Origin of the sequence: Pseudoalteromonas sp. JC3 (genome assembly GCF_030291895.1) — a bacterium.
Taxonomy (GTDB): domain Bacteria; phylum Pseudomonadota; class Gammaproteobacteria; order Enterobacterales; family Alteromonadaceae; genus Pseudoalteromonas.
In genome coordinates this window covers 4,331,290-4,348,314 of sequence record NZ_CP127855.1, presented here as the reverse complement: position 1 = coordinate 4,348,314, position 17,025 = coordinate 4,331,290, and the positions used below count along the sequence as shown (strand labels likewise).

Sequence of the window (17,025 nt, the reverse complement as noted above, 5' to 3'; positions counted from 1 at the left end):
TCTGAACTCCAATAGGTTTTGATTCCCGGGAATAAGAAATAGAGCATTCAGATCTAAAAAATCAGATCTAAATGAAAGGATCGCCGGAAATACTTAGTTTTTATTACAAAATCACTGGTGGAAGCGGGGTATTATGAAGTGATCTTATCCACAAGTTCAATATTGACATTTAGAAAAAGCAAGATCTCACCCTAGCAAAAAAATAAACACATGAAATTTAAAGGTTTTTATTTTTTACCCACAAGTAAGATCATAGCAAAAAACTCACCCGATCTCACCCCAAAATTAAGATCAAATTTAGTTTTCCAGAGCTTTTCCTATTCTTACTAAATGCTATAATGCCGCCCATCGGATCAGATCTATGCAGATCGATTTCGTATTGATCCTACTTTATGTAGATCGTCTATGTTTGCTCGATAGCTTTGCCAAGTTTTGTCTATATATAAGGATAAAGAAATTCTACTGTGGATTATTTAGCCACAGAGAACAGATTTTGATTGACTTTAGACGCGCCCAGCTTTAATATCTCGCGCTCGCAATGGCACCTGTGCCAGGATCGCGACCTGCATAGGATGTTTTAACTTTTAACCGATCGGATGGAATTGTTATGAAAAGAACTTTTCAACCTAGCGTACTTAAGCGCAAGCGCTCTCACGGTTTCCGTGCTCGCATGGCGACTAAGAACGGTCGTAAAGTATTAGCACGTCGTCGTGCTAAAGGCCGTAAAGTACTTTCTGCTTAATATTTAGTGGAAGACTTTAGCTTTAGCAGGGAGTTACGTCTGTTAACTCCCTCGCATTACTCCCGCATATTTCAAGAGCCAGCTCGCGCAGCTACGCCTTATTTTACTCTACTTGCAAAACCAAATGATGTTGGTCATCCAAGACTCGGCTTAACTGTAGCTAAAAAGCGCTGCAAAAAAGCATGTCAACGAAACCGTATCAAACGACTTGCTAGAGAAAGCTTTCGATTAAATCGTCATAAACTTGATAACATCGATATTGTGTTGATGGTCAAAACCGGTGTTGACGAGCAATCTAATGAAGAGCTAACTAAACAGCTCACTAAGATGTGGCGCAAAATAAATGAACGTTGTAAGCCAGGTGCACCCAAACCACCTTTTAAGCCAAAACCTCAACACAAGCGTTCAAAAAATCCTCAAGCTAACGCGAAAAAGCAATAATCTGCTTTAGCCTTTCCTTTTTACGGCGCATTTACCCTTGCTAGCATAGTAATTTTACGCCAATTAAGGTAAGGTTAGCTCACCTTTTAATCAGCTATATCAATGGAAAAATAGTCTGTTTTTGCCTACTTAGGTTGAAGCAGTAAATTGAGGAAATTGATATCTACAAAGCCATGAATTCAACTTCAGGGCGTAGCAAGATCAGAAATCAGTTCAAAGCAGTTTGTTCGCTTCCCAAGCACCTGCTTATATTGCTGATCCGCGGTTATCAACAATGGATTAGCCCCCTACTCGGGCCTCATTGTCGTTTTAACCCGACCTGTTCTAGTTATGCAATTCAAGCAATTAATTTACATGGAATTGCAAAAGGGAGTTGGTTAGCGGTTAAACGCATATTAAAATGTCACCCTTTGAGCGCAGGTGGAGATGATCCTGTACCTGTGAAGTCGACTAAAGTTAAACAACACGAGAAATAAGAGCTGTTATGGAATCGCAACGCACGTTTTTATTTATCGGTTTGTTGCTGGTTTCGTTCCTACTGTTCCAAGAGTGGACACAAGAACAAAACCCGCCACAAGCTGATACCAGTGCCGTCACACAACAAGTGGCGAACTCAACCCCAACAGAAGAGCAAGCTGATGTACCAGCATCAAGCCAATCCGATGTCCCAGTTGTAGCAACTCAGGCAACACGTTCTGTCATTAGTATCACTACCGATGTACTTTCGGTAAAAATTGATACTAAAGGCGGTGACATCGTTGAAGCCAGCTTACTACAACACGCAGAAACCCATGGCAGCGACACGCCTTTCATGTTACTTGGTGAATTTGAAGGCAAACAGTATGTTTCACAGAGTGGTTTAATTGGTTTAAACGGCCCTGACGCGAACAAAGCTGGTCGCCCAGTCTATGAGTCGGCACAACAGCAATATGAGCTCAATGGCGATACGTTACGTGTACCACTGACTTTCACTGATGAGAAAGGCGTACAGTACACAAAAACTTATGTATTTAAAGCAGGTAAATATGACGTTGACTTAGAATATCAAGTTAACAACACCACCTCATCACCTGTTCAAGTACAACTGTACACGCAAATCAAACGTACACGCCAAGATAAAAGCAGCATGGTTGATCAGACCTACTTAGGCCCAGCCTATGGTACCGCTGAAGAACCTTACGAGAAATACAGCTTCTCTGATATGGCGGATGCAAACCTGAATAAAAATACCCAAGGCGGCTACGTTGCTTTCCTACAAAAGTATTTTGTTAGTGCATGGGTGCCAGATCAGCAAACCAATAATACGATTTATACCGCGCTTAGAAATGGTAATGGTATTGTTGGTATGAAGAGCGAGCCAACCAATGTGCAAGCAAACAGCACGGCAACTATCCATGCGGTGTACTACATGGGTCCTAAAGACACAGAAGCGCTTGAAGCAATTCAAGAAGATCTAGATCTCACTGTAGACTACGGCTGGTTATGGTTTATTTCACAACCGCTACTGATACTGCTTAAGTTCCTTTACGGTATTTTAGGTAACTGGGGTCTGGCGATTATTGCTATCACTTTGATTGTGAAAACAGCGTTATACCCACTAACTAAAGCGCAATACACCTCAATGGCTAAAATGCGCATGCTACAGCCTAAGATGCAGGCACTAAAAGAGCGTTATGGCGATGACCGCCAGAAGTTCGGCCAAGCGATGATGGAAATGTACCGTAAGGAAAAAGTGAACCCAATGGGTGGCTGTTTCCCACTACTACTACAAATGCCAATCTTCCTAGCCTTGTTCTACGTATTCCTTGAATCAACGGAACTACGTCATGCTGAGTTTATGTTGTGGCTAACGGATCTATCATCAATGGACCCGTACTACGTACTACCAGTGCTATTTGGCGCAAGTATGTTCCTAACCCAAAAACTACAGCCAATGACAGTTACAGATCCAATGCAACAAAAGATGATGACTTACATGCCAGTCGTGTTCTCAATCTTCTTTATTTGGTTCCCATCAGGTCTGGTACTTTACTGGTTGGTTTCAAACCTTATCTCTATCGCTCAGATGCTTATCATCTACCGTGGCATGGAGAAAAAAGGCATGAAAGTACGCAGTTAACGCTCGTACACCTTGAATAAAAAACGCCAGCTTCACAGCTGGCGTTTTTTATTTGCGTATCATATGAAGTTGTCGTTATTGATCAATCCACTGGAGCTCACCATTTGGACCGCCGTCAACACAGACTTTCCATTTGTTATTTTGCTTTTCTACCGATCCCTTAGAATATGCCTGATCGGCAAAATAACAATATTTTGTAGGGTCGTAGTCTGGTTTTACATTCTCACCACTTAGTGCAGAACCAGATACTGCAAATGCTGCAGATACAACCGCTAGTGTTAGTCTATTCATAATATCTCCCTTTACGCATAATTTTAAGTTACCTAAACTAGGTAACTTACCTTATCTTATAAACACAACGAGCAACAAGCACTTTTTCTTTTAAACTCATAACAATTAAAATATCAAATAAAAGCAAACGCTTGATAAAATTTGATAGCGATTTTATGACGATTTGATAGGTCAAATCTGGGCTATCCGTCATGCTCTTTTGCAGTTAAAAAATGCAAAGAGAAGACGATGCTTGAATCTACGTTACTACAGGCACTCTCCAGTGCCGAAACTGATTGGTGGTTAGTGCCTATTGCACTCTTAGTAGGTGTACTCACCAGCTTCACGCCCTGCGTATATCCCATACTTCCCATAACTGTTGCGACTCTTAGCCAACAACGCCATATTCGCCTTGCCCCTATTTTGTATGCGCTAGGCTTTGCAGCTGTGTACGCCGCGCTTGGATTTATTGCAGCACTAACGGGTAGCTTTTTTGGCCAAGTAGCAACAAACCCTTGGGTGCTGCTTATTTTTGCTAATCTATTACTCTACTTTGCTGCGGTATCAAAAGGCTTAATCTCGCTGCCACGCTTGCCAAATACGATTGCAACAGGCTCACCAGCACCTCTTCTAATGGGCATGGCCAGCGCTCTTGTTGCGGCTCCTTGTACGTCTCCAATTCTAGGCGGCTTATTGCTCTTCGTTGCTAATGCCCAGCAACCTCTATTAGGAGGCGCGCTGCTGTTTAGTTTTGCGCTCGGTATGAGCACCCTATTACTGCTAGCAGGGCTAAGCACGCGCTTTTTGCATACATTACCAAGATCTGGAGCTTGGCTAAATCACATCACTACAGCAACCGCACTTATCTTAGTCGCGATGGCGCAATATTTTCTTATTCAAGCTGGCAAAAGTTGGCTATAAAACGCAAAGGAACCACCATGAAAAAAATCATTTTTTCTTCACTCTTTATGTTACTCAGCACAATGTCTGCAGCAAAGGACTATCCCGTACTGACCGCCAATACGCTTGCAAACAATACCGTAACCAGTCAAGGCAAAGTCACTTACTTGAAGTTTTGGGCAACGTGGTGCTCCTACTGTGTGGAAGAAATGCCACTGCTTGAGCAAAGCTTTCAGCAAGCCAATAACCACTATCAGGTTATCGCCGTCAATATTGGCTTCAATCAGTCGAAAAAACGCGTGCAAACTTACCTTGATAAACATGATTACCAGTTTCCAACGGTATTTGATGGTAGTGGCAAGATAACTCAGCAGTTTCAAGTGTTAGGCACGCCACAACACATCCTCATTGATGAAAACGGCAAAGAAATCTATCGCAGCGCATTGTTTACAGATGAGCTGCAACAACATCTGAGCACACTCCAAGGAGCAAACTAATGTCATCAATTAAAGCCTTACTTATGTTCGCCGCTGTGTGTTTCAGCGTGTTTGCGCACGCCAACACGCAAGAGTATGTGTTTATTAATATTTGGGATGAGTATGTACAACCCACGACTCTACCAACGCCACTAGCACCAAGGAGATTGCTACAGCCCGATATCAATATTGATGAGGCAAGCTTAGCGCAATTTAAAACGGCCTATCCAAGCTATGCTGAGTTAGCTATTGATAAGCAAAACCAGTTGATGCAACGGTTTGCAGTAAGGCAAACACCTGCTCGTGTTGTCGTTAAAGACGACAAAGTTATCAAACGAGAGTTGTTGACGACTAACAGTGCACCAAGCACAGAGAAAGAAACACAGATCCCATTGCAAACACTCACCGGTGCGCCATTTTCGATAGCGACGATAAACAGCCAATACAGAGTGTTATTTTTCAGCGATAGCTTGTGTCCGTTTCAGCATATTCCTGCCTGTGAAATGAGAATAAAGCAAAACAATCAACTCGCTGACTCGAGTGCGTATCCGGTCGTTACTGTGATTAAGCCCTTTTATGTGGAAGAACAAAGTGCTCGAGACTACCAACAACGCTTTGAGGTCAAACACGATATTGTGTTCGATCACCACAACGAAGTATTTAGCCAGTTTGAGATTAGAGAGCTACCTTACTGGGTGGTACAAGACAAACACGGTGAAGTCGTTTATCGCGGTAATCAGCCACCCAACATAGATTAGAGCCTAATTTATCGTCCATTTACTCTGACAATAGACGCTGTAAGGGGCATCGATAAGCTCAGCAATAAAGCGCTTATCGATGCTGCTTTGCTGGCGTATTTGCAGCAACTGTTGCTGTAATAATTGGCTGTTTTCGAGTCCGGCCAATTTATCTGAAAAGCGCTTTTGCAGCGCTTCTTCATTTAACATATCAGCCGCAACAACACCGTAAAGCAACAAAAGATGTGAATTGGTATGTTGATGTGCAGTAATGATCTCAAGCGCTTGTTGAGGCTCGTTTCTCAAAAGGTGGATATACATTTGCGTATAGAGCGCATAGGTCTCAACTTCTTGTAGCTGTAACGTTTGATAGTCTTGCATTGCTTCAATCGTCAACGGCTCTGCTAATTCGAGCTTGCCCGCTTTGATCCAGGTCCAACCCAGTAACAATTTAACGTTGGCACGCGTCACCGAAGAAATATAATCGCTTTCTAACAGCATTTGATATTGCGTAATTGCACTTTGCATTGCATCCGTATCACCCGTTTGCAATGCGATATCCATATGCGCCATGCCAATCAGTAATTGCTGTTGCTCATAGCTTGGAATAAAACGCGGCTCGCCGTTAATGTCTTTTAAATACCGTAGCGCCTTCTCTCCCTGATGTAGCTGAATATAGTAGAATCCTAGGTAAGTGAGTATTTGCTTTTCTAAATAGTGATATCCATTTTTCTGAGCTAAAGCGAGGGCTTTTAATAAACTAGGCTCACTTTCAACCACTGGCACTAAGTAATTTTGACCATAAGCAAACAAAGCTTTTATTAGATTCATGGTCTGCTCTGTTTGCTCATAATAGGCAATGGCTTGCGCGAGTACAGGTTTACTCTTCTCTAAGTTCAGTAACGTTTTTTCAGCGGGACCAGCCGCTGGTGGATTGGCAAGATAGAAACTCCGCTGTGCTTCGCTATAGGCAAACGATCGACTGCCTATCAAAACATGCGCTGAACTCATCGCTTGCTGGTATTCATCCCAACGTTGTAACACCCAAAAAGCATCTGCTTTGAGTTGATATGCCATCGCAATCAACTCAACTTGCTGGCTTTGCTCAGCAGCATCGAGGGCAAGCTGAGCTTGCTGCAACGCTTGCTGATGTAAGCCTTGTGCCTTGAAAAACTCTCCGTAATAGAGGTGGTAGCGAGCACGAGTCGCGATTGAAGCTGTACTTAGTGAAATCTGTTCGAATCGACGGGTGGCAGAATCAATATCACCGAGCTGCCAACAAATTTGCGCAAGCTCCATCTGACTTTCTAGATGTTCCGGCATTTGTGCCACAGCCGCCTCAAAATATGCCTTTGCTAGTTGAGGTCCCTGTTCATTCAATGCTTGCACGCCGCGGTAATAGTCATTCATTGCTAGATTTAAGGATGATTTTTTGGCGGTTTTAGTGTCAATATCTAGCGCTAACTGCGCAATAACCTCTGTTGCAATCGCTTCAAAGCTCTCATCTAACTGTTCAACAATTATCTCGCTTTGCTTATCTCCATAAGTAACACTGAGTAAAAAACGCTGTTGTATCGGCTTTAGTGAAAGCGTGAGCTGATTAATCGCACTATCCTCTGCAAGCTCAGGATATTGGCTTCGTGGTACTAATTGATAATGAAACTGTAAATGTTGTCTCAATGCTGCTTCAAGCGCATAACCCCACCACGCATTGGCTTGCACACCCGTCTCATTCACCATAGGCACAATGATTAACGAGTCTTGCTCAGCTTGTACACGAGTGACAACGGGAACTGAGCTAGAAACGAGGTAAACACTCGCTGCGACTCCACTTAACGCAATAGCGCCAACGACAAGCATTGCTTTCATTGTTGTAGTGAGTTTGAATGTGGTAAATGTGCGGCTCTCAACAGGACAAATCCACTGATAACCTTGCTGTGGTATGGTTTTAATAAAAGTGGGGTGCTGGGCGTTATCTTTGAGGGCTTGTCTTAGCTCAGTGATACTTTGTGTTAGTGCAGCTTCTCTAAACTCACCGTGTTGCCACAACGTGCTGAGCAATGTTTCACGTGTAACAATCTGATTTGGATGGGCTAAAAAATAAGCCAACAACTGCGCGACTCTCGGCCTCAGTGGCACTTGCTCAGCATCACGATATAAACACGAGACATTTGGATCGAAGCGGAATTGAAGAAAATGCAGCACAGCGTTAGTTTCCCTTATACAACCTTTGCTAGTAAGAACAGTAAAAACTGTGACCATAATTATACCTGACAAAAGCGCATAACCGTATCATTAAGGTCATCAACCACCCAAAACACAATGAGCATACTCAGATATTACCCACCAGCTATACCTGAGATATATCAATTGCTGTACAATTATGTCTATTAACCAGACAGTCTAAAGAGTCATCATGATCGCACAAGACACCATAGCAGCACAGGCTACCGCACCGGGTCGCGGTGGCGTTGGTATTATTCGAGTTTCAGGGTGTAAAGCCCGAGCAGTTGCCGAGCAAATCTTAGGTAAATGCCCAAAAACTCGCTATGCCGAATACCTGCCATTCAATACCCTAGCAGGTGAACAACTAGACCAAGGTATTGCATTGTTCTTCCAAGGGCCGAACTCATTCACCGGTGAAGATGTCCTTGAGTTACAAGGCCACGGTGGCCCCGTGGTACTTGATATGCTGTTAAAGGAAATCAGCCAAATTGAGCAAGTGCGCTTGGCAAAGCCTGGTGAGTTCTCAGAACGTGCTTTTATGAACGACAAGCTAGACTTAACGCAAGCAGAAGCTATCGCAGACTTGATCAACGCCACCAGCGAGCAAGCTGCAAAGAGTGCGCTACATTCACTACAAGGTGACTTTTCTAAACATATCAATACGTTGGTTGAGAAAGTAATTCATCTGCGCATGTACGTAGAAGCCGCAATAGACTTCCCTGACGAAGAAATCGATTTTCTTTCCGATGGTAAAGTCTCGGGTGACCTAGAAGCCATTATTCAGCAACTCGCGGAAGTGCGTAAGCAAGCCAAGCAAGGCAGCATCATGCGTGAAGGCATGCGCGTGGTGATTGCAGGCCGCCCTAACGCCGGAAAATCTTCACTACTCAATGCCTTAGCAGGCCGTGAAGCCGCGATTGTTACAGACATCGCAGGTACCACAAGAGACGTACTACGTGAACATATTCATATTGATGGCATGCCGCTTCATATTATCGACACGGCAGGACTTCGTGATAGTCCAGACAAAGTAGAACAAATAGGTATTGAGCGTGCTTGGGAAGAGATCCGCGGTGCCGATCACGTACTATTTATGGTGGATGGCACCGAAACCCACGAAACCGATCCTGCGAAGATCTGGCCTGATTTTATCGAGCAATTACCACAAGGCATGGAAATTACCGTGATCCGCAATAAAGTCGATTTAAGCGGTGAAGCGGTTGGCGCAACAACGAGTGATGGCCATACTCTTATTCGCCTAAGTGCCAAAGATATTCAAGGCATTGATTTATTGAGGGAACACCTAAAAGCCTGTATTGGATTTACTGGTGCAACTGAAGGTGGCTTTATGGCTCGCCGTCGTCACTTAGACGCCCTAGAGCACGCTGCTGAGCATCTAGAAATAGGTCAGACTCAGCTAGAAATGCATATTGCCGGTGAAATTTTGGCAGAAGAGCTGCGCCTTACCCAGCAATACCTCAATGAGATCACCGGTGAATTCACCTCCGACGACTTGCTTGGCAAGATCTTTAGCTCATTTTGTATTGGGAAGTAATAAGTCAAACAAGCTATAACCAACAAGTAGTTGATCTCTTACCACTATTAAACCTTGATTGGTGCACTTATTATCTGAATTCAGGGCCATTTCGTACTATATGATTGAAGCATTTCGCTTCAATCATATAATTTAAATTATATAAAATGTGAATATCATGAAAATATTTGTCCGAAGTTGTTCAAACTGCAAAACTGAAATTTCAATGGTAATAAGGATGAAGTTAATTTCTGAGAAGTTCATTTATTGTCCCAGCTGCGGTTTTACACTTCAACCAAGTATATTATGGACTGTAGTCATCTGTTTTTTGCTTTCTTTCTTGTTTAAAACCACATTTCACTCTGTTATCGCTGACAAATTTGGTTCAACAGCCGCAATCTTAATTATCCTTATGTTAGTATATATTTTTAATCGATTACTCGAACCTTTTTCTGATTTAAAGGCCATAGATAAAAACGAACTTCTATGATTTTCATTTCTTTAATCCTAGAGCCTATTAACCTTTGACCATAAATCACCCAAGAAAATGGTGATATTTGGATATACATCAATCTATACCCTCATTGCCCACCTTGCTGCTTCCTTTTCTTGGCAGCTTAACTTTTCAAGTTGGTTTCTAAAATCATTACTGTCATACCCCTTATCAACTGTTATAACTTCAGCTAGAGTGACTGTGAAATCAAGCTATTAGCATGAGTTACTTCGTCGCTCCTGAATATTGACGTTTTAATGCTTAGACTAGCCGAATTCAATCAATCCAGACTGGGCATTAATTTTATCGACAATTCTGTTATTACGCAGCGCTTTTCGCTGCTAATAACTAATATTAAATCTAGGCATAAAAAAGCCGCAGTTGGGCTAGAATTTTACGGCAGCTTTGGCCTACCTACGCTTTTGCCCTGCAATATACACATCATAACGCATTCCTCGATAACCCCTATCTACAAAACAGCTGTATCGCCTTTTATCTGTGACGTTTTCTACTATTCTCAACGTTTCTCATAACGTGTCGCCGTCATAGGGGCTGCCATGCATTGCATGCATGCATCCAAGCAAACTACAAACTGCTCTTTCAATATTGTCGCGATACTCAACTCATATGGCTTTGCGCTTTTTCCCTTGGCGATACATTGAACACCCGGCTCATGCAGGTTATAGAGTTTGTTTTTACTCGTTTTTCTTGCTTTAACAGCCGCTTGTGTTGTTGTAGGGCATGGATAAACTCCCAACTTGGCTGCTCGGTGCTTTTCCTCAAGATACCTTTCATCACCCGTCTGAGATAGTTTCCCAGTGTTTTCATCATGCGTTTAAATTGTTTAGCATGGGCACAGCGCTACTTTTTGCGCGGTCTTAGGCCAATTCGTTCATAACTTTGCCTAAGCCGAATACTGGCTTGCTTAGCGAAACCAACCAGTTTGCCACGGCATTTTTCTAGTAGTTTACTGTCCGTTGGATGGGCAATATTTTTCTCCATGACAATCTGTCTATGACTACTTCTCGTAAATTATTCCCGGTTTAACCAACACCACGATGATAAAACGCCTAACAGCCCTGCTTTTAATTCCAGTCAATGTGATGCTGTTGCCCGGGTTTAGTGATAAACAGGCGTTAGTAGGGTTAGGAGTCAAACGTATCTCATCGGGTAATGCACTCAGCGATCATGTGATAGCACTACAAGAATCAGTCACCAGAAGGCTGCTCGAAGAACATGCTGTAGACTTCTTATTTGAGCAATCAGTCCGCACAACTTGGCTGTCAAACTAAATAAATCACAAGATCTGACCGCTTTTTTAGATTCTTTTATTATATGGATCTAACTATATAGATCTAAAAGACTGGATCGACTTCCAGCTTTTAGATCGTTATCCACAACACCTCATCCACAACCTCAAAATTTGTTCAAAAACAGCGGAGATCTTACCGTTTCAAGCATGCGCTTTGGCTTAAAAAAGTATTTTTAGGCTCAGCTATCCCATAGATTATCCACAAATAAATCACCGAGTTAAGCTTGGGAATATTTTATTTTCTGTTTTTATTTCATATAGATAAGTAAAAACACTAAAAATTACACACTATTTGTGCAAATATTTTTATCCAATAACCTCAAAGCCCTCTTTACATATTCACGTTAAACGCTAAGATGGCGCGCAATACGACTTAGGTAAGGGTAACAATGCAAACTTTAGATCTTATTGTAGGCAGCCAAATGGGATCAGCAGAATACGTTGCTGAACAGCTAATGGAATCGCTTGAATCTCAAGGTTATACCGTGAATTTGCATGAAAAACCCGAGCTTGAAGCTTGTCAGCAAGCACTTTGGCTGGTGGTGACATCAACTTATGGGGCCGGTGATTATCCAGAAAACTTATTACCTTTTATATCAGCATTAAAAGCGAGCTCGGATCTAAGCCAGTTACGCTTTGCGGTAGTAGGAATTGGTGATTCAAGTTATGACACCTTTAATCATGCAGCTATTAATCTTGCTGATCTACTTAAAGAAAAAGGTGCAACACAGCTGTTAGACATAGAAAAGATCGATGTTTTACACCCAGATCTACCAGAAGATACCGCTATTGCTTGGTTACCTAAGTTTGTTGAATGTGTCGCTTAACGGCGCGACACTGAAATACACAGAAGTTATTCACAAATTCAGTCTATTTTAGATCGTATTGTGGATAACCTATGATCTAACTGCTGATCTACGCTTACTTATCCATTGGATAAAATAATTCAGATCTAGCCCTGTGAATAAAGTGGCAAGTTGATCAAAGGTTTTAAGCCCATTGATCCGATCTAATTCACACCAATTGATCTTAGTTAAGCAGTTGGATCTAAACAGGAATACAAAACTATTCACAGATCAAAGGATCAGTAGTAGTAAGATCAATAAAGATCTTTAAAAAGATCCTTATATATTTTAAGTGATCTCTTTTTTTGCGTTGTGCAAAGTTTAACCATTTCACTTCTGGTTAATTCTAGGTAGAATACGCATCCTTTCTAAATTTGCTCGGTTGTTTTAAGTAGGATCCCGTAAATGATTTATCATGAACATTTTGATGTCATCGTTGTTGGTGGTGGACACGCAGGCACTGAAGCTGCACTTGCAGCTGCACGTATGGGTATGAATACCTTATTGTTAACACACAATATGGATACCTTAGGCCAAATGTCGTGTAACCCAGCTATTGGTGGGATTGGTAAAGGTCATTTGGTTAAAGAGATCGATGCGCTTGGTGGTGCAATGGCCAAAGCAATCGATAAAGGTGGGATCCAATTTCGAACGCTTAATTCATCGAAAGGCCCTGCGGTACGAGCGACTCGTGCTCAGGCAGATCGCGCATTGTATAAAGCGGCGATCCAAGACATTTTGCAACATCAAGAAAACTTAAAGATCTTCCAACAATCTTGTGATGATCTGATTGTTGAAAGTGATCAGGTCAAAGGTGTCGTAACTCAAATGGGTTTACGCTTTAGCGCTTCTTCAGTGGTGCTAACGGTTGGTACTTTCTTGGGTGGCCAGATCCATATTGGTTTAGAAAACTTCAAAGGCGGCCGTGCTGGCGATCCTCCTTCTATCGCTTTGGCTGAGCGTTTACGTGAAATGCCTTTTAGAGTTGATCGACTAAAAACGGGTACACCACCACGTATCGATGCAAGAACGGTTGATTTTTCAGTGATGCAAGAGCAACCAGGCGATACCCCTACTCCGGTTTTCTCGTTTATGGGCAAAGTGTCTGATCATCCAAAACAGATCCCTTGTTATATCACCTATACCAATGAAAAAACCCATGATGTGATCCGTAATAACTTACATCGCTCGCCGATGTATGCTGGCGTGATTGAGGGGATTGGTCCGCGTTACTGTCCTTCCATCGAAGATAAAATTGTGCGTTTTGCTGATAAAGAAAAGCATCAGATCTTCGTAGAACCTGAAGGCTTAACGTCATACGAGCTGTATCCAAATGGTATTTCCACCAGCTTACCATTTGATATCCAACTGGAGATCGTGCGTTCTATTAAAGGCTTTGAGAATGCGCATATTTGTCGTCCTGGTTATGCAATTGAGTACGACTTCTTCGATCCTAGAGACCTAAAGCAATCATTAGAAACTAAGTTTATCAATGGCTTATTCTTTGCAGGTCAAATAAACGGTACAACCGGTTATGAAGAAGCTGGGGCCCAAGGTTTGATTGCGGGTATGAACGCAGCTCTTCAAGTTCAAGGCCGTGAAGCATGGACACCGCGCCGTGATGAAGCTTATGCCGGTGTGTTGATTGACGACTTAGCAACGCTTGGTACAAAAGAACCTTATCGTATGTTTACCTCTCGTGCTGAATACCGTTTGTTACTACGTGAAGACAATGCGGATTTACGTCTAACGGAAAAAGGTCGCGAATTAGGTTTAGTTGACGATGAACGCTGGGCTGCATACAACGACAAGCTTGAAGTTATGGAACAAGAAGCACAGCGTCTGCGCAATACTTGGATCCATAAAGATCACCCTGCACTTGAAGCGGTAAATGGATTATTGAAAAAACCACTGGTACGCGAAGCCAGTCTTGAAGATCTGATCCGCCGTCCAGAGGTTAATTATCACGACCTGATGGCAATCGAAGGATTAGGATCTGAGTTTGATAATATTCCAGCCCTTGAACAGGTTGAGATCCAAACTAAGTACGCCGGTTACATTGCGCGTCAACAAGATGAGATTAATAAACAGCTTCGTCATGAAGAGGCATTACTGCCTGCTGAGTTTGATTATAGCCTGGTAAGCGGCCTGTCAAATGAGGTTGTGGCAAAGCTGAGTGATGCTCGTCCACAAACGATTGGCCAAGCTTCACGTATTTCTGGTATCACCCCTGCTGCTATTTCGCTATTATTAGTGTATCTGAAAAAGCAAGGGCTATTACGTAAGTCGGCGTAATAGCAGTGGAACACTGTGTTACTAGAACAATTGAATGAATTACTCGCTGATACCTCTATCGAGCTCAGCGAACAACAAAAGCAGCAGTTGGTCGAATATGTCCAGCTGCTGGATAAATGGAACAAAGCCTACAACCTCACTTCCGTTCGTGACCCAAAAGAAATGATGGTAAAACACATCATGGATTCTTTGGTTGTTGCGCCACACTTAACGGGCAGTAACTATATTGATGTTGGCACCGGACCGGGTTTACCGGGTATGGTTTTAGCGATAGCTAGACCGGACATCAATTTTGTTCTTCTTGATAGCCTTGGTAAAAGAGTTCGATTTTTAATGCAGGTAAAACATGGGCTTGGCATTGAGAATGTTACCCCAGTGCAGTCTCGAGTTGAAGAATATCAGCCAAGTGTTAAATTAGACGGTGTACTCAGCCGTGCTTTTGCATCACTACAAGATATGATCCAGTGGTGTTCACATTTAATCGATAACCAAGGTGTATTCTTAGCACTAAAGGGTCAATACCCTGCGGATGAGCTAGAACAACTACCAAACGGCGTGAGTTTATCGCAAGATATTAGTTTAGTGGTGCCCAAGCTTGAAGGTGAGCGCCATTTAATCATTCTTTCTAAAGATTAATTGTCGAGGACAATGTGGCAAGAGTCATTGCAATAGCAAACCAAAAAGGTGGTGTTGGTAAAACAACCACTGCGGTGAATTTAGCCGCGTCCATGGCGGCGACTAAACGTAAAGTATTGTTGATCGATCTCGATCCCCAAGGTAATGCAACCATGGGCAGTGGCGTCGATAAATACGCCGATGTCGCAACGGTTTATGATCTGTTGATCGAAGAAGCGCCAATGGATCAAGTGATCACCACAGAAACCAGTGGTGAGTATCATTTGATCGCAGCCAATGGGGATGTAACCGCGGCAGAAGTCAAACTGATGGAGTTGTTTGCGCGCGAAGTGAGACTACGCAACGCCCTTGAGACGATAAAAGATAAATATGAGTATATATTCATCGACTGTCCACCTTCATTAAATATGCTAACGGTAAATGCCATGGCTGCCGCCGATGCGGTTTTAGTTCCGATGCAGTGTGAATATTATGCACTGGAGGGATTAACAGCTTTAATGGACACCATTACCCAACTCGGTAAGTTGGTGAATCCAGGATTGCAAATTGAAGGCATTTTGCGCACTATGTACGACCCGCGTAATCGTCTAGCTAACGACGTATCTGAGCAGTTAAAACAACACTTTGGCGATAAAGTGTACCGGACTGTGATCCCTCGTAATGTGCGATTAGCGGAGGCGCCAAGTTTTGGAGCGCCTGCGATGTATTATGATAGAGCATCAAGCGGTGCGAAAGCTTATCTAGCGCTAGCGGGTGAAATGCTAAGACGCAAAGAAAAGCAAGCAGCTGCGGTTGCCTAAGAGGATAAAAAGAACATGTCGGTTAAAAAACGTGGTTTAGGCCGAGGGTTGGATGCCCTACTCAGCTCAGCTAAACCTAATCCAAGTGCTGCGGCACCTGTGCCTAATCAACAAGAAGCGGTTGCAACAGTCAGTGAAGCACCTGCCGAATCGGTGGTTGAACAAGAGTTACAACAATTACCTATTGAGTGGCTAAAGCCGGGTAAATATCAGCCGCGTAAAGATATGTCTGAACAGGCACTTGAGGAACTGGCGAGTTCGATCCGTTCACAGGGGATTTTACAGCCTATTGTGGTGCGTAAAGTTACCACGCAAAGCTTTGAAATTATTGCCGGTGAGAGACGTTGGCGTGCGGCACAACTGGCAAAGCAAGATACCGTTCCTTGTTTAATCAAAGATGTGCCGGATGAAGCGGCTGTTGCTATTGCCCTTATTGAAAACATTCAGCGTGAAGACCTCAATGCGATGGAAGAAGCAATTGCTCTAGATCGATTGCTTAATGAATTTGAACTCACGCATCAGCAGGTTGCTGATGCGGTGGGTAAATCGCGTACAACGGTCACCAATTTACTTCGTCTCAACAATCTCAACGATGATGTAAAAATCTTGTTGGAACATGGCGACATAGAAATGGGTCATGCTCGTTGTTTACTTGCCCTAACTGGTGAAGCGCAATCTGAAGCAGCAAGAACTGCTGTGGCCAAAGGATTAACCGTAAGAGAAACCGAAAAACTGGTTCGCACCATTTTAGAGCCTGTTGAGAAAAAAGAAGCGAAGCAAAAAGATCCTGATGTGAAGCTGCTTGAACAGCAATTGCAGGAAAACTTAGGCGCAAAAGTTGAGATCAACTATAACCAAAAAGGCAAAGGTAAACTGGTTATTTCCTATGCTAGTTTGGATGAGCTTGATGGTATTTTGGGGCGTATTAACTCTGAAATGAGTGAAGCTGAATAACGGTAAACTTAACTAATTGACTAATACGTGAATGCGGTGCTTTATTTTGCGCCGCTATTTCCTCACCGATATGCTGCGAAATAGCGAGAATACTAAGAACTTTGATGGAAAAATAGCCACTCTTGTACAGGCTTTAATTTAAGCCTTCCTCCCTAACAAATTTTGACCTATTTGGCGTCCAAAAAACGTCACATTTCGCCTCGTCAAGTTGCAAATTAAGCAGAAACAAGTATAATTTCGCCAGT

At 42.8% G+C, this 17,025-nt stretch carries 18 protein-coding genes; 14 read left to right on the top strand and 4 right to left on the bottom strand.

The genetic code is table 11. The annotated features are described in order from the left end of the window. Positions 1–607 precede the first annotated feature (607 nt). The 4 genes from rpmH to yidC all read left to right on the top strand — a co-directional run bounded on the left by rpmH (position 608) and on the right by yidC (position 3,302). The gene (gene rpmH, locus QSH61_RS18915; protein ID WP_010604159.1) at positions 608–742 is read left to right on the top strand and encodes a 50S ribosomal protein L34; all 135 of its coding nucleotides are present in this window, start codon (positions 608–610) and stop codon (positions 740–742) included. Between the two features lie 6 nt (positions 743–748). Beyond that, positions 749–1,183, top strand: coding sequence for a ribonuclease P protein component (gene rnpA, locus QSH61_RS18910; RefSeq protein WP_010376847.1), 435 nt, complete (start codon positions 749–751; stop codon positions 1,181–1,183). Positions 1,184–1,356: 173 nt separating this feature from the next. Continuing rightward, on the top strand, positions 1,357–1,659 hold the full coding sequence (gene yidD / locus QSH61_RS18905; RefSeq protein WP_010604158.1) for a membrane protein insertion efficiency factor YidD: 303 nt from the start codon (positions 1,357–1,359) through the stop codon (positions 1,657–1,659). Between the two features lie 8 nt (positions 1,660–1,667). After that, positions 1,668–3,302 (top strand): membrane protein insertase YidC, encoded by a 1,635-nt coding sequence (gene yidC, locus QSH61_RS18900; RefSeq protein WP_206473597.1) that lies wholly within the window; start codon positions 1,668–1,670, stop codon positions 3,300–3,302. A 75-nt stretch (positions 3,303–3,377) separates the two neighbouring features. Here the strand turns inward: yidC and QSH61_RS18895 are convergent, their stop codons facing one another. Continuing rightward, a complete protein-coding gene (locus QSH61_RS18895) occupies positions 3,378–3,593 on the bottom strand; it encodes a DUF1496 domain-containing protein (RefSeq protein WP_010604156.1) in 216 nt (71 codons plus the stop codon). Between the two features lie 228 nt (positions 3,594–3,821). On the opposite strand from QSH61_RS18895, the gene QSH61_RS18890 reads away from it, so the two are divergent. From QSH61_RS18890 to QSH61_RS18880, 3 genes are read left to right on the top strand one after another with little or no spacing between them, the layout of a single operon-like run. Next, the gene (locus QSH61_RS18890) at positions 3,822–4,493 is read left to right on the top strand and encodes a cytochrome c biogenesis protein CcdA (protein ID WP_206473595.1); all 672 of its coding nucleotides are present in this window, start codon (positions 3,822–3,824) and stop codon (positions 4,491–4,493) included. Positions 4,494–4,510: 17 nt separating this feature from the next. Continuing rightward, positions 4,511–4,969, top strand: coding sequence for a TlpA family protein disulfide reductase (locus QSH61_RS18885; RefSeq protein ID WP_010604153.1), 459 nt, complete (start codon positions 4,511–4,513; stop codon positions 4,967–4,969). Continuing rightward, a complete protein-coding gene (locus QSH61_RS18880; RefSeq protein ID WP_010604152.1) occupies positions 4,969–5,706 on the top strand; it encodes a TlpA family protein disulfide reductase in 738 nt (245 codons plus the stop codon). The genes QSH61_RS18885 and QSH61_RS18880 overlap by 1 nt, the downstream gene beginning before the upstream one ends. A 3-nt stretch (positions 5,707–5,709) precedes the next feature. On the opposite strand, the gene QSH61_RS18875 is transcribed toward QSH61_RS18880, so the two are convergent. Then, positions 5,710–7,890 carry a winged helix-turn-helix domain-containing protein gene (locus QSH61_RS18875; protein WP_286122811.1) on the bottom strand — a complete coding sequence of 727 codons (2,181 nt, stop codon included), beginning with the start codon at positions 7,888–7,890 and terminating at the stop codon, positions 5,710–5,712. 211 nt (positions 7,891–8,101) lie between these two features. Here QSH61_RS18875 and mnmE point away from each other — a divergent pair, with 211 nt between their 5' ends. Next, complete coding sequence (mnmE, locus tag QSH61_RS18870) at positions 8,102–9,466, top strand: tRNA uridine-5-carboxymethylaminomethyl(34) synthesis GTPase MnmE (protein ID WP_206473591.1); 1,365 nt, start codon at positions 8,102–8,104, stop codon at positions 9,464–9,466. Positions 9,467–10,556: 1,090 nt separating this feature from the next. Here the strand turns inward: mnmE and QSH61_RS18865 are convergent. Further along, on the bottom strand, positions 10,557–10,769 hold the full coding sequence (locus QSH61_RS18865) for a hypothetical protein (protein ID WP_206473589.1): 213 nt from the start codon (positions 10,767–10,769) through the stop codon (positions 10,557–10,559). A 30-nt stretch (positions 10,770–10,799) separates the two neighbouring features. Beyond that, positions 10,800–10,940, bottom strand: a complete 141-nt coding sequence (locus QSH61_RS18860; RefSeq protein ID WP_157757268.1) for a hypothetical protein — start codon at positions 10,938–10,940, stop codon at positions 10,800–10,802. 56 nt (positions 10,941–10,996) lie between these two features. Here QSH61_RS18860 and QSH61_RS18855 point away from each other — a divergent pair, with 56 nt between their 5' ends. The 6 genes from QSH61_RS18855 (at position 10,997) to QSH61_RS18830 (ending at position 16,780) form a co-directional block, all read left to right on the top strand. Beyond that, positions 10,997–11,230: a beta/alpha barrel domain-containing protein gene (locus tag QSH61_RS18855; RefSeq protein WP_248298752.1), complete on the top strand. Its 234-nt coding sequence runs from the start codon at positions 10,997–10,999 to the stop codon at positions 11,228–11,230. A gap of 409 nt (positions 11,231–11,639) precedes the next feature. After that, complete coding sequence (gene mioC, locus QSH61_RS18850; protein ID WP_010604148.1) at positions 11,640–12,077, top strand: FMN-binding protein MioC; 438 nt, start codon at positions 11,640–11,642, stop codon at positions 12,075–12,077. Between the two features lie 423 nt (positions 12,078–12,500). Then, on the top strand, positions 12,501–14,390 hold the full coding sequence (mnmG, locus tag QSH61_RS18845; protein ID WP_206473587.1) for a tRNA uridine-5-carboxymethylaminomethyl(34) synthesis enzyme MnmG: 1,890 nt from the start codon (positions 12,501–12,503) through the stop codon (positions 14,388–14,390). Between the two features lie 15 nt (positions 14,391–14,405). Next, entirely contained in the window at positions 14,406–15,026 is a 621-nt protein-coding gene (gene rsmG / locus QSH61_RS18840; RefSeq protein ID WP_010376874.1) for a 16S rRNA (guanine(527)-N(7))-methyltransferase RsmG, read from the top strand. Between the two features lie 14 nt (positions 15,027–15,040). After that, positions 15,041–15,826 carry a ParA family protein gene (locus QSH61_RS18835; protein ID WP_010376876.1) on the top strand — a complete coding sequence of 262 codons (786 nt, stop codon included), beginning with the start codon at positions 15,041–15,043 and terminating at the stop codon, positions 15,824–15,826. Positions 15,827–15,841: 15 nt separating this feature from the next. Beyond that, positions 15,842–16,780 carry a ParB/RepB/Spo0J family partition protein gene (locus QSH61_RS18830; RefSeq protein ID WP_206473585.1) on the top strand — a complete coding sequence of 313 codons (939 nt, stop codon included), beginning with the start codon at positions 15,842–15,844 and terminating at the stop codon, positions 16,778–16,780. Positions 16,781–17,025 lie beyond the last annotated feature (245 nt).

Bases quoted from the DNA above. Each gene is read 5' to 3' on its own strand.
- mioC (WP_010604148.1), top strand. From the start codon at position 11,640: ATGCAAACTTTAGATCTTATTGTAGGCAGCCAAATGGGATCAGCAGAA.
- rpmH (WP_010604159.1), top strand. From the start codon at position 608: ATGAAAAGAACTTTTCAACCTAGCGTACTTAAGCGCAAGCGCTCTCAC.
- QSH61_RS18855 (WP_248298752.1), top strand. From the start codon at position 10,997: ATGATAAAACGCCTAACAGCCCTGCTTTTAATTCCAGTCAATGTGATG.
- QSH61_RS18880 (WP_010604152.1), top strand. From the start codon at position 4,969: ATGTCATCAATTAAAGCCTTACTTATGTTCGCCGCTGTGTGTTTCAGC.
- QSH61_RS18865 (WP_206473589.1), bottom strand. From the start codon at position 10,769: ATGATGAAAACACTGGGAAACTATCTCAGACGGGTGATGAAAGGTATC.
- mnmG (WP_206473587.1), top strand. From the start codon at position 12,501: ATGATTTATCATGAACATTTTGATGTCATCGTTGTTGGTGGTGGACAC.
- QSH61_RS18890 (WP_206473595.1), top strand. From the start codon at position 3,822: ATGCTTGAATCTACGTTACTACAGGCACTCTCCAGTGCCGAAACTGAT.
- yidD (WP_010604158.1), top strand. From the start codon at position 1,357: ATGAATTCAACTTCAGGGCGTAGCAAGATCAGAAATCAGTTCAAAGCA.
- mnmE (WP_206473591.1), top strand. From the start codon at position 8,102: ATGATCGCACAAGACACCATAGCAGCACAGGCTACCGCACCGGGTCGC.
- yidC (WP_206473597.1), top strand. From the start codon at position 1,668: ATGGAATCGCAACGCACGTTTTTATTTATCGGTTTGTTGCTGGTTTCG.
- QSH61_RS18830 (WP_206473585.1), top strand. From the start codon at position 15,842: ATGTCGGTTAAAAAACGTGGTTTAGGCCGAGGGTTGGATGCCCTACTC.
- QSH61_RS18860 (WP_157757268.1), bottom strand. From the start codon at position 10,940: ATGGAGAAAAATATTGCCCATCCAACGGACAGTAAACTACTAGAAAAA.
- QSH61_RS18885 (WP_010604153.1), top strand. From the start codon at position 4,511: ATGAAAAAAATCATTTTTTCTTCACTCTTTATGTTACTCAGCACAATG.
- QSH61_RS18895 (WP_010604156.1), bottom strand. From the start codon at position 3,593: ATGAATAGACTAACACTAGCGGTTGTATCTGCAGCATTTGCAGTATCT.